This window comes from Acidocella sp. KAb 2-4, assembly GCF_020567705.1.
In the GTDB taxonomy this organism is placed as follows: Bacteria; Pseudomonadota; Alphaproteobacteria; order Acetobacterales; family Acetobacteraceae; genus Acidocella.
Genome location: NZ_JAJDJU010000004.1, coordinates 23,054 through 35,116 on the forward strand (window position 1 = coordinate 23,054; position 12,063 = coordinate 35,116).

Sequence of the window (12,063 nt, forward strand, 5' to 3'; positions counted from 1 at the left end):
GTAGGCCATCGAGGGTGATCGCAGGCGATCAAAGACGGTCCGACTTTCGTTTCGAACCTACTACGAATCTGAGGGTCAGGAGTTCGAATCTCTTCGGGCGCGCCACGGAATTCATTGAAATACAAGCAAAAGCGGGCCGGTCCTGGTGGACCGGCCCGTTGGCGTTTCGGGGCTGCCCACCACTATCCCCTCATTGGCCTCGTTTCGCCGCAGATCGCCCGGTGGGAAGCGCGCGCGGCGGCGGAATTGGCTCGACAATTGCTTGACAATTCCACCGGCGACCACGTCTAGCGCCCACACGACGATATCGAGGATAACATGGGAACTTTCGCTGCATATGGACTTCTGCTGCTCGCTGCCTGCCTGGAAGCAGGAGGCGATGCATTGGTCAGGCTGGGTCTACATAATCATCAAGGCGCTGCCCGCTTGGCACTGTTCGGGGTAGGCGCGGTCGTGCTCTTCACCTACGGCGTGACAGTGAATTCCCCCCGTGGGATTTCGGGCGCCTGCTGGGCGTGTACGTGACGCTCTTCTTCGTGGTGGCACAGCTCATCAATCTGCTGGTGTTTGGAACCTCGCCCACCGTCCCTGTGGTGGCCGGCGGCGTCCTCATCGTCGCCGGCGGCGCGCTCATGACGTTCTGGCGCGCCTGAGCCTCAGCCAGCCGCGTGCCCTACGCCGCCGCGCTGTGTTCCTCGCGGGCGGCGGACCATACCTCGCGGGCCGCATCCGCGTTCATGGCGGCGATGCCGAGGCCGACCAGCAGGTCGGGCCAGGCCGAGCGCCAGAGATAGGCCGTGACTGCCCCGGCAAGGATGATGGCGATGTTGGCCAGCACGTCGTTGCGGGCGGAGAGGTAGGCGGCCTTGGCGAGGCTGCCGCCATGCGCGCGGTGGCGGGCCAGCATGAGCGCGCAAGCGGCGTTGACGAGCATCGCCCCGGCGGCCGTGGCAGAGAGCAGCGCAGGCGAGGGCGGCATGGGGTGGAGGAATTTCTGCCAGGCCATCCAGAGCGTGGCGAGGCCAGGCACCAGCAGGATGCCGGCCAGCGCCATGCCGAGCCGCGCGCGCTGCTTCAGGCTCCAGCCCAGCGCCAGCATGATGAGCAGATTGACCGAGGCGTCCTCCAGGAAGTCGATGCTGTCGGCGAAGAGCGAGACCGAGCCGATGGCCAGCGCCACGGCGAACTCGACGCCGAAATAGGCGAGGTTGAGCGTGCCGGCCCAGAACACGGCGCGGCGGAAGCTGGGGTTTGTGATGGTCTCACTCAAGCGCGATCCTCTCTGGCGCAATCTCGTTGTGCGTCTTCCATGGCATAGGGGGGTAGGCTATACAAGCCGTATGACCCATACCGTCCGTGACAGGCAGCGCCTGCTGGCGCGCGTGCGCCGCATCCGCGGCCAGGTTGAAGCCATTGAGCGCGCGCTGGAGAGCGAGGCCAGTTGCGAGAAGGTGATGCACCTGCTCGCTGGAATGCGTGGCGCCACGGCCGGGCTGATGGCGCAGATCGTCGAGGACCACGTCCTTACCCATCTCGTGGATGCCGAGAAGCATCCCGGCGCGCTGAACGAGGACGCGGCAGAGCAGCTGCTCGATGTCGTCCGCACCTATCTGAAGTGAGAACACCATGCACCGCGAACCATCGTCGACGCACCACCATGATCACGACCATGACCACGATCATGACCACGGCGGCCATCATCATGGAATTGGCGGCCACAGCCATGCGCCCGCGAATTATGGCCGGGCTTTCGCCATCGGCCTTGCTCTTAATCTCGCCTATGTGGTGACGGAGGCCTTCTACGGTGTGGCTGGCCACTCTCTCGCCCTGCTTGCCGATGCCGGGCACAATCTCGGCGATGTGCTCGGGCTGGCAGGAGGCTGGACGGCGACGCTGCTAAGCCGCCGGTTGCCCTCGGGCAGATACACCTATGGCCTTCGCCGATCTTCAATCCTCGCGGCTCTGGCCAATGCCGTGCTGCTGCTGGTCGTCACCGGCGGCATCGTTTGGGAGGCCCTCCGGAGGCTGGCAGAGCCGGGGCATCCAGGCGGCCTTATCATCATGGTGGTGGCGGCGATCGGCATCGTCATCAATGGCGCCACGGCGCTGCTGTTCATGTCCGGACGCAAGGGCGACCTGAACGTCAGGGGCGCGTTCTTCCACATGGCGTCCGACGCCCTGGTGGCGGCGGGCACGGTGGCCGCCGGCGCGCTGATCGTGTGGACGGGACGGGAGTGGATCGATCCTGTGGTTAGCCTCGTCATCAGCGCGGTAATTGTCGCGGGCACCTGGTCGCTGCTGCGAGACGCCGTGAATCTGTCGCTGGATGCTATCCCCACGGGGATCGACCGCTTCGCGGTAGAGGCATATTTGCGGGCGCTGCCCGGTGTCGAGGCTATACATGACCTCCACATCTGGGGGCTCAGCACAACGGATGTGGCGCTCACGGTCCATCTCGTCCACGCCAAAGGGGGCGACACGCAGATGCTCCTGCCACGTATCACCGAGGACATGTGGGAGCGGTTCGCCATCGGCCACTCGACAATTCAGTTTGAGACCGCGGAGACAGCAGAGACCTGCGAGCTGCGGCCTGACCATGTCATCTGAATCTGGCGGCGGCCAGGGCTTGCCGGGTTGGGGCGGTGCCATGTCCCGCACTGGCATCTTGCTCGCCCTTCTCTCGGCCGTACTGTTCGGCGCCAGCACCCCGTTCGCCAAGCTCCTGCTCGGGGCGGTGAGCCCCTGGATGATGGCCGGGCTGCTCTATTTGGGGGCTGGTCTTGGCCTCGCGTCCATCCACGCATCCCGCACGATGCTGCGTCGTCCGGCAACAGAGGCGCCGCTGCGGCGCGCGGACCTGCCCTGGCTCGGGCTGGTGATCCTCTCCGGCGGCCTTGCCGGCCCGCTCCTACTCATGTTCGGTCTGTCCCACACCGGTGCGGCCAGCGCCTCGCTGCTGCTGAACCTGGAGGGATTAGCCACCATGGGCATCGCCTGGGTCGCCTTCCGGGAGAACGTGGACCGGCGCCTACTGCTCGGTGCATTCGCGATCCTTGCTGGCGCGGGGCTGCTGTCCTGGCAGGGGCGGGCGAGCCTGGATTTCGGCGCCGCCCTGATCGCCGGCGCCTGTATCTGCTGGGGGATCGACAACAACCTCACCCGCAAACTCTCCTCAGCCGACCCGGTGCAGATCGCGATGCTGAAAGGGCTGGTCGCCGGGGCGATGAACGTGGCGCTGGCGCTTGCCGCGGGCGGGCATTTTCCCGCGCCGGGGCTGCTCGTGGCGGCCGGTCTGGTTGGCTTCCTTGGTTACGGGGTAAGCCTGGTGCTGTTCGTGCTGGCGCTCCGCCACCTCGGCACGGCCCGCACCGGCGCGTATTTCTCCCTCGCCCCCTTCGTAGGCGCCATGATCGCGGTTGCGTTCCTTGGCGAGCCATTATCCGCCAGGCTGCTGGTCTCGGGGGCGCTCATGGGCCTCGGCCTCTGGCTGCATCTGGCGGAACGGCACGAGCACGAGCATGAGCATGAGGAACTGGAGCACGAGCACCGCCACAGCCACGACGAACACCACCAGCACGAGCACAGCGCGGACGCGCCGCCGGGCGAACCGCACTCACACCGCCACCGGCACGCGCGTCTGGTGCACAAGCACGCGCATTACCCAGACCTGCACCACCGGCATACGCACAAACGCACGCCCCGATAGGTCCCCCTTTCGTCAACGCGCGGTCAGATCAAGCCTCCGGATGCCTCCGCCAGCCCATTACCGCCCAGCGCTTACTTTTGTGAGCAGGGCGAGCACCACGGGCAAGGCGAGCAGCACAAGCGGAAACTGCACCAGCAGACCGGCGATGATCGCCACGGCCAGCGGCTGCTGCATCCCCGCCCCCTGGCCGAGATCGAGCGCCAGCGGCAGCAGGGTGAGGATGGCGGCCAGCGTGGTCATGGCGATGGGGCGCAGACGGTTGGTGGAGGCCGCGACCAGGGCTTCGCGTAAGGGTAAGCTCTCATGCAGATGCACGAATTCGGAGACATAAAAGATCGCCATCTCGGTCGCGATGCCGACAATCATCACCATGCCCATGAGCGCCGTGATGTTCAGTTCGATGCCGGTGACATAAAGCCCCGTGAACACCGCCGTGGTCGAGAGCAGCGATGTGCCCATGATCGCCAACACCCAGCTGAACCGCTCATAGAGGAACAGCAGCAGCAAAAACTCCGCCGCGAGCGCCGCGATGAACACACGCGCCAGCCCCGCGAAAGCCTGCTGCTGCTGCGCATACACACCGCCAAGCGTGTAGGTTACGCCCGGCCCCAGCACGCCGGGTTTGCCCAGCGCCGTCTTCACGTCGGCAATGCCGGCGCTCAAACCGCGCCCGTTCAGACGCGCGGTCACATTCACGACCTGCTGCAGGTTTTCGCGGGTGATCTCCGGCTGCCCCTGCTCGACCGTGAAGCTGGCGATCTGCCCGAGCGGCACCAGCGCGCCGGAGGGCGTGGCGATCGGCAGCGCGCCCAAATCGTCAGTGTTGGTGACCATCCCTGGGCTGAGGCGCACGCGGATGGCGCGCGCGGGAACCACGCCCTGCGTCTCCCCCACGATGCTGCCCGCCATCGCCGTTTGCACCTGCGCCGCCACGGCAGCCGGGTCCAACCCCTTCATTGCGGCGCGCGCCGGGTCCACATTGATGTCAATGGCATCCCCCGCCGGGGTGATGCCGTTGATCACCGAATTCACCCCCTTGATGCCGGAGATGGCATCCGCCACGCGCTGGGCGGTGTTGGCGAGTTCGGCGGGGTCGGCGCCGGCGAGCTTGATCTCGATCGGCTGCGGCACGCCGGTCAGGTCACCCAGCTCGTCGCCGATGAGCTGATGGATATCGGTATCCACCCCCGGCACCTTGAGCGCCACCTCATTGCCGATCCGGTCCATTACCGTGCCGATGGCGGCGCGCTGGTTGAGGGGTTTCAGCCGCACGACGATATCGCCGGTATTTGGCTCGGCCATGTCGCCGCCGAAACCGGCGCCGATGCGGGTGGAGAAACTCGCCACCGCCGGATCGGCGCGCAAAATTTCCTCCACCTGGCCGATCTCGCGCGCGGTCTCGGTCAGCGAGGTACCGGGCTCGGTCTGATAATCCAGCACGAAGCCGCCCTCATCGATATGGGGCATGAAGCCGGTGGCCACGCGCGTGAGCGAAAAGCCGCCAAGCAGCAGCAACACCACACCCGCCACGGCCAGCCAGAGCGGGCGCCGAAACAAATTGCGCAGCAGGTGGTGATGCATCGTGACGAGTTTGCTCGCATGCGCGGCCTCGGGATCGTGGAAGGCGGAGAAATCCACCAGCGTCTCGGCCAACAGCGGCACGGCGAAGGCGGTGAGCGCCCAGGAGGCCGCCAGCGTCGCCGCCATGGTGATGGACAGCGCCTTGAAGAACGTGCCGGTGACGCCGGAGAGAAAACCAAGCGGCGCGAACACGACGAGCGTGGCCGCGGATGAGAAGGTGAGCGGGCGTAAAAACTCGGCGCCCGCGCGCAGCACCCAGCTGCGCGCCGGTCCGGTCTCAGCGGCGCTGCGCCGGGCGATATGCTCGATCATCACGATCACATCGTCGATCACCAGCCCGACCGAGGCCGCCAACCCGCCCAATGTCATGATATTGAAGCTCATGCCGAGCAGGAACAGCACCAGCACCGCAACGGCGAGGGAGGCGGGTACGATCAGCATGGCCAGCAGCGTGACCCTGAAACTGCGCAGGAAAGCCAGCAGCACCAGCGCCGCCAGGATCACGCCGATCACGATGGCATCGCGCACAGAACTCGCGGCGGCCAGCACCAGCGTGCTCTGGTCATACCATGTGCTCAATGTCACACCGGGCGGCAGATCCGGCCGATAGGCTTGCAGCGCCGCCGCCGCGCGGTGGGCGATGGACACCATGTTACTGCCCGGTTGCTGAAAGAGCATCAGCGTCACCGCCTGCTTGCCATCGGCGGAGACGGAGAAAAGCCGCGGCTCGGCACCCAGGCTCACCTGCGCCACATCGCCCACGCGCACCACGCCCTTCGGGCCGCCGCGCACGACGACGTTCTTCACGTCGCTGACCCCGGTGAGCGGATTGCTCGCCATCAGCAGGTAGAGCAGGTTGTGGTCCTGCAACTGCCCCACCGATTGCAGCGTATCGGCCTGGGTGATCGCTTTAGAAAGCTCATCGAGCGTGACGTGGTAAGCCGCCAGCCGTGCCGGGTCGGCGCGCACCTCGATCTCACCGGTGCCGCCGCCCTGCACCTGCACGCGCGCAACCCCCGCAACCGCGGAGAGCTGCGGCACTAGACGAAGCTTGGCAATGTCCTGCAAGGTCACCGGCGGCACATCGGACGAGGTGAGCGCGAAGGCCATGAACGGAAACACCGTGGGGTCCATGCGCAGCACGGTGTAGGAGATGCTGGCTGGCAAAACGGGGAGAAGCTGCGCCACGGCGGCATTCACGCCCAGCGTGGCGGCCGTCATGTTCGAGCCCCAGGCGAAGTTGATGATGATCTGCGCCGAGCCGCGCGACGTTGTGGAGGTAACGTCAACCACCCCCGGCACCGCCCGCGCCACCTGTTCGATCGGCTGGGTCACCTGCTGCACCATCTGCGCGGCGGGCTGGCTGCCCGTGTCCACGGTGATGCGCACGCGCGGGAAATTGGCCTCGGGGTAAAGCCCGATGGGCAGCAGTACGGCGGCGGCGATGCCGCCAAGCGCCAGAGCGGCCGCCAGCATCAGCACGAAGCGCCGGTGTTTCTCCAGCCAGGCAAGGAACATTAGTTCTGCCCCGCTTCGCGCACCGCCATCCCATCCGAGAGCTCATAGGCGCCGCTGGTGATGAGCGGCAGAGCCGGGTTAAGCGTGGGGGCCAGCACCGTCTGGGCGCCAGACTGGCCCAGGATCTGCACATTGGCGCGGTGCGCCAGATGATCGGCGCCCACCTGGAACACGTAGTTCCCGTCCTGGTCGTTTTGTACGGCATCGCGCGGCACGGCGTAGCCGGTTAGGTTACCGGCCGGCAGCGCCGCCCGCACCGGCTCGCCGATGGCCGCCTTGCCGTCCAGGGCCAGGGTGATGTCGATCAGCCCGGTCTGCGGGTCGAGCATATCCGCCCGGGCGCTCACCACACCCGTCACAGTGGCGCCGCTATCGAGCAGCGTGAGCGTGGCCGCCGCCCCGGGTGCGATGCCAGCCGCCTGCCCCTCCGGCACGCCCAGCTGCGCGGCGAGGTGCGCGGCATCGGCAAGGCGGAACAGCGAGGCGCCAACCGGCTGCGCGCTGCCCTGCGCCACCAGCACGGCGGTGATCACCCCGGCCATGGGCGCGGTCACGTCACGCGCCGCGCCAGTGCCCGACTGGCGCAGCGCCGCGAGCTGGGCCTGGGCATCACGCAGCGCCTGATCCGCGGCGGCGAGGTCGGCGGTGGTGGCGAGATGCGAGACGAGCAGCGCGGCAATATGCGTCCGCGCCGCCTGGGCCGCGCTCACCGCGTCTTCAGCCTTGCGCAGCTCCGCCACCGATTGTGCGTCCGGCGCGATATGCGCCAGCAGCTGCCCGGCATCCACGCGCTCCCCCGGGACGACCAGCAGCCGCTCCACGAGGCCAGCAGCGGGCAGGACGACCTCCCGCTCCGCCGGTCCGCCCACCACGCTGCCATAGGCCTCAACCAGATTCGGCACCGTCGTGCGGGTCAGCGTCATTGTCTGCACCGCGACGCTCGGGGTGGCGGCGGATTGCGGGGCGGGACCGCCGCGCAGCAGCAGAAACAGGATGAGCGCCGCGAGCCCGATGGCGGCGGCGAGCAAAAGGCGTTTCATCGGGTTGGCTCCTGGGGGCTGATCGGCGGCAGGCCAAGGCCGAGCAGGGTGGCGAGAGAGAGTTCGGCGGTCTGCACTTGCGCGCGCAGGGAGATGGCCGTGCGCGTGCGCTCCCCGGCGGCGGTGATCAGATCGGTCTCGGTCCGCGCATTCAGCGCTCCGGCGGCAAAAGCGCGGCGCGCGTCGGCAGCGGCGGATTGCGCCTGCGCCGCCGCCGCGTCAGCCGCCTCGGCCTGGCCGCGCAACAAGGTGATCTCCTGCACCAGCGCCTCGGCGCCCGCCGCGGCGCTGTCCAGGCTAGCGGCATATTGGGCGCGCAGGGCGCCGCGCGTCGCCTCGGCGGCGGCGATGGCGGGGCGGTTGCGGTTGAACAATGGCAAGGTGAGCGTGACCTGCGGCCCGGCGCTCACCACGCCCGAGGTATCCCGCCCGCCCGAGGCGCCCAGGCTGACCGGCAGAAACTGGCTCCAGATGGCGGCGCGCAGCTTCTCATCAGCCTGGGTGTAGCCGTAGCGCAGGGCGATCAGGTCCGGGCGGCGCTCCGGCAGGGTGGCGATGGCGCGTTGCGCGACATCCACGGGCACAGGCGAGAGCCGCGGCGGCACCAGATTCACCTCCACGCCGGGCGCAAGGCCGAGCAGCGCGTCCAGCTGGTCAAGATCCCGGGCATAGCCCTGGCTGGCGGCATCCAGCGCGCTCTGCACCACGGCCAGCGCGGCGGCGCTGGTGGATGTCTCGGCCAGGGTGAGGTTGCCCGCCGCCATCTGCGCCTGCGTCGCGCGATCGAGCCCGGAGAGCGCCGCCTCGTCGTCCCGCAGGCTGGCCAGGGTGGCGCGGTCGCTCGTCAGCGCCACGCAGAGCTGCTCGGCCTGCGCCGCCACTTGCCATTCCTGCCACAAAATCCCCGCATCCACCTGGGCCAGCCCGGCCCTGGCGGCGGCCTTTTCCGGCACATACGTGATCAGCGCCGAGATGTCCTGCACCAGGCTGCCGGAGATGGCCGACATCGTCGCCGGGCCGCTCAACAGAGCGGCGAACCCGCCGCTGATGGACGGGTCGGGCGGCGTGCCCGCGGCCAGCAATTGCGCCTCGGCGATGCCGCGCTGCGCCCGAGCCGCCACCAGATCAGGGTCGCGCTGCACGGCCAGGGCCGCGACCTCGGTGAGGCCGAGGGGCGTGGATGACGAGAGCGACGGCGCCAAAGACGGGGTGGAGGGCAAAGGGGCGGGGTGATAAGCGGCGCATCCGGCGAGTGCCGTGCAGACCGCCAACACCGAGAGGCCGCGCGCGGAGATTAAACGCATGGCCGAAGGCCTAGCGGCTGACCTCGCCGCTGTCAAAATCACCCGCCCCCGGCCATTGCGCAACCCGCCCCGCGACTTATACGAGGGGCATGGGCCATTTACCGCCAGACACCCCTCGCCACCGGCCCGATCGCGCCATCGACCCCGCCGAGGCGCTGCATCGCCTGTTCGGCTACAGCGCGTTTCGCGGGCAGCAGGAAGACGTGGTCTCGCATGTCATCGCCGGCGGCGATGCGGTCGTGCTGATGCCCACGGGCGGCGGCAAATCGCTGTGCTACCAACTACCCGCCCTGTGCCGGCCCGGCATTGGCATCGTCGTCTCGCCGCTGATCGCGCTAATGCGCGACCAGGTGGCGGCGCTGCGCCAGCTCGGCGTGGCGGCGGCGGCGCTCAACTCCAGCCTCACCGGCCCCGAGCGGGCGAAGGTGCGCGCCGATCTGCGCGCCGGGCGGCTGAAGCTGCTCTACGCCGCCCCCGAGCGGCTATTGATGCCGGATTTCCTGGAGATGCTGGACGGCGCCGAGATCGCGCTCTTCGCCATCGACGAAGCCCATTGCGTCAGCCAATGGGGCCATGATTTCCGCCCCGAATATCTGGAGCTGGCGCAGCTGGGGGCGCGCTTCCCCGGCGTGCCGCGCATCGCCCTCACCGCCACCGCCGACCCGCAGACCCGCCAGGACATCGCCCACCGCCTGGCGCTGGACGACGCGCGGCTGTTCCTCTCCAGCTTCGACCGCCCGAATATCCGCTACGCCGTGCTGCGCAAGGAGGCGCCGCTGCGCCAGCTGCTCACCTTCCTGCGCGCGCATGAGGGCGAGAGCGGCATTGTCTATTGCCTCAGCCGCAACACTGTGGAGCAGACGGCGGCGGCGCTGAACGCGCACGGCATCAAGGCCCTGCCCTATCACGCCAAGCTGGCGCCCGAGACGCGCGCCGCCAACCAGGACGCCTTCCTGACCACCGAGGAAGGGCTGGTGCTGGTCGCCACCGTCGCCTTCGGCATGGGCATCGACAAGCCCGATGTCCGCTTCGTCGCGCATCTCGACCTGCCCGCCAGCCTGGAAGCCTTCTACCAGGAGACGGGCCGCGCCGGGCGCGACGGCCTGCCCGCAGAGACGCTGCTGCTCTACGGCATGCAGGATCTGGTCCTGCGCCGGGGCATGATCGAGCAGAGCGGCGCGCCCGTGGAGATCAAGCAGCTCGAACGCGCCAAGCTCGATGCGCTGCTCGGCGTGTGCGAGACCGTCACCTGCCGGCGCCAGGCGATCCTCGCGCATTTCGGCGAAACCCTGGCCCAGCCCTGCGGCAATTGCGACAACTGCCTCACCCCGGCCGAAACCTGGGATGGCACGATCGCGGCGCAAAAGGCGCTCTCGGCGGTGTGGCGCACGCGCCAGCGCTTCGGCGTCGGCCATCTCACCGATTTGCTGCTGGGCGTGAAGACCGAGAAGATCGAGCGCTTCGAGCATGATCAGCTGCCGACCTTCGGCGTCGGCACCGAGCTCGACCGCAAGGGCTGGGCCTCGGTGTTCCGCCAGCTCATCGTGCGCGGGGCGCTGGAGGTCGATCACGAGAATTACGGCGCGCTCTGTCTCACCCCCGCGGGCGAGGCGATTTTGCGCGGCAAGGAGAGCGTGCGCCTGCGCCGCGAAACCGCCAGCGGTAGCGCCCGCACCCTGCTGAAGAAGAAAGCCGAGCGGCTGGAGGTGGCGGCGGCAGATCAGGCGCTGTTCGAGGCGCTGCGCGCCGAGCGCGCCCGCCTCGCCAAGGCGCAGAACGTGCCCGCCTATGTCATCTTCCACGACGCGACGCTGGCCGCCATCGCCGCCGCGCGCCCCGCCAGCACCGCCGAACTGGCCCGCATCCCCGGCATCGGTGCCTCCAAGATCGAACGCTACGGCGCGGCGATCCTGGGCATCATCGCCGGCTGAGCGCCGCTTAGTGGCGCATGAGCACGGGCAGGTCGGCATGGGCGAGCATGTAGCGGGTCACGCCGCCAAACAGCAGGCTGCGCCAGGCTTGGTGGACAAACGCGCCCATCACCAGCAAATCGGCATTCACCTCATGCGCCTTGGCCAGCAGCTGGGCGCCGAACACCGCCGTCCCCACCGGCAGCTCATGCCCGCTCACCTCCACCCCATGCTCAAGCAGCACATCGGGGATTCGCGGCGCCGCCGCGCCCGCCCGCCGGCCCATGAGCACATGCACCGCCGCCACTTTCGGGACGCAGTGCAGCGCCTCCATCACCGCGTGCAGCGTGAATTTGTCATCGCGCCACGCCACCGCGACGGTCTTGCCGAAATCCGTCCGCGCGCCGGGCGGCACCATCAGCACCGGGCGCTCCGAACTGAACAGCGCGGCATGCAGCGCGTCATGCTCGCCGTGACTGCCCTGCGCCGGCGGCTGGGCGACGACGATATAATCCGCGCGCGCGCCCCAACGTTTGACCAGCGCCTCGGCCGCCCCCTCCTCGTTGATCCAGCGTGGCGCGCCATCGCCGCTGGGCTGCCCGGCGGCCCAGGCCGCGAACACCCCGTGCAGCGCCGTGGCCCGCTGGTTTTCCTGTTCGCGGATGCGCTGCTCCTGCTCCGCGGTCAAAATCTCCTCGGTAACCAGGATCGTCGATAGCGGCGGCTGGCGCATCACCAGCGCCTCGATTCTGGCGCCGCCCGCGAGCGCAGCCAGCCGCGCCGCCGCCGCCAGCACCACCGGCGCGGTCTCCACCCTCGTCAAAACCGCCAACACGACATTGGACATGGCCCGCCTCCCGCTCCGGCATCCGCGCGGAGATATAGACCCCTACACCGGCCAGCGCGACACTACCCTTGCCGCCCCAATTTTGCCCGAAACTCAGCCTATATCTTTGGCTGTATGGTCATTTGAATGACGCAATCTGGCCTGCAGGCCCAGATCG

10 protein-coding genes are annotated in these 12,063 nt (G+C 68.3%); 5 read left to right on the forward strand and 5 right to left on the reverse strand.

Features of this window, described 5'->3' with window-relative positions; genetic code table 11:
- Positions 1 to 521 precede the first annotated feature (521 nt).
- Positions 522 to 653 (forward strand): hypothetical protein, encoded by a 132-nt coding sequence (locus LI953_RS15400; RefSeq protein WP_255643060.1) that lies wholly within the window; start codon positions 522 to 524, stop codon positions 651 to 653.
- Positions 654 to 673: 20 nt separating this feature from the next.
- Here the strand turns inward: LI953_RS15400 and LI953_RS04285 are convergent, their stop codons facing one another.
- Positions 674 to 1,270 (reverse strand): cation transporter, encoded by a 597-nt coding sequence (locus LI953_RS04285; protein WP_227074797.1) that lies wholly within the window; start codon positions 1,268 to 1,270, stop codon positions 674 to 676.
- A 70-nt stretch (positions 1,271 to 1,340) separates the two neighbouring features.
- On the opposite strand from LI953_RS04285, the gene LI953_RS04290 reads away from it, so the two are divergent.
- From LI953_RS04290 to LI953_RS04300, 3 genes are read left to right on the forward strand one after another with little or no spacing between them, the layout of a single operon-like run.
- Positions 1,341 to 1,619 (forward strand): metal/formaldehyde-sensitive transcriptional repressor, encoded by a 279-nt coding sequence (locus tag LI953_RS04290; RefSeq protein ID WP_227074798.1) that lies wholly within the window; start codon positions 1,341 to 1,343, stop codon positions 1,617 to 1,619.
- Positions 1,620 to 1,626: 7 nt separating this feature from the next.
- Entirely contained in the window at positions 1,627 to 2,607 is a 981-nt protein-coding gene (locus LI953_RS04295; RefSeq protein ID WP_227074799.1) for a cation diffusion facilitator family transporter, read from the forward strand.
- Positions 2,608 to 2,647: 40 nt separating this feature from the next.
- Positions 2,648 to 3,706: a DMT family transporter gene (locus LI953_RS04300; RefSeq protein ID WP_227074800.1), complete on the forward strand. Its 1,059-nt coding sequence runs from the start codon at positions 2,648 to 2,650 to the stop codon at positions 3,704 to 3,706.
- Positions 3,707 to 3,763: 57 nt separating this feature from the next.
- Here LI953_RS04300 and LI953_RS04305 read toward each other — a convergent pair whose 3' ends face one another.
- From LI953_RS04305 to LI953_RS04315, 3 genes are read right to left on the reverse strand one after another with little or no spacing between them, the layout of a single operon-like run.
- Positions 3,764 to 6,805 carry an efflux RND transporter permease subunit gene (locus LI953_RS04305; protein ID WP_227074801.1) on the reverse strand — a complete coding sequence of 1,014 codons (3,042 nt, stop codon included), beginning with the start codon at positions 6,803 to 6,805 and terminating at the stop codon, positions 3,764 to 3,766.
- Positions 6,805 to 7,845 (reverse strand): efflux RND transporter periplasmic adaptor subunit, encoded by a 1,041-nt coding sequence (locus LI953_RS04310; protein WP_227074802.1) that lies wholly within the window; start codon positions 7,843 to 7,845, stop codon positions 6,805 to 6,807. The genes LI953_RS04305 and LI953_RS04310 overlap by 1 nt, the downstream gene beginning before the upstream one ends.
- The gene (locus tag LI953_RS04315; protein WP_227074803.1) at positions 7,842 to 9,149 is read right to left on the reverse strand and encodes a TolC family protein; all 1,308 of its coding nucleotides are present in this window, start codon (positions 9,147 to 9,149) and stop codon (positions 7,842 to 7,844) included. Before LI953_RS04315 ends, LI953_RS04310 begins: the two co-directional genes overlap by 4 nt.
- Positions 9,150 to 9,238: 89 nt before the next feature.
- Between LI953_RS04315 and recQ the strand changes: the two genes are divergently transcribed.
- Positions 9,239 to 11,080 carry a DNA helicase RecQ gene (gene recQ, locus LI953_RS04320; protein ID WP_227074804.1) on the forward strand — a complete coding sequence of 614 codons (1,842 nt, stop codon included), beginning with the start codon at positions 9,239 to 9,241 and terminating at the stop codon, positions 11,078 to 11,080.
- Between the two features lie 7 nt (positions 11,081 to 11,087).
- Here recQ and LI953_RS04325 read toward each other — a convergent pair whose 3' ends face one another.
- On the reverse strand, positions 11,088 to 11,906 hold the full coding sequence (locus tag LI953_RS04325; protein ID WP_227074805.1) for a universal stress protein: 819 nt from the start codon (positions 11,904 to 11,906) through the stop codon (positions 11,088 to 11,090).
- Positions 11,907 to 12,063 lie beyond the last annotated feature (157 nt).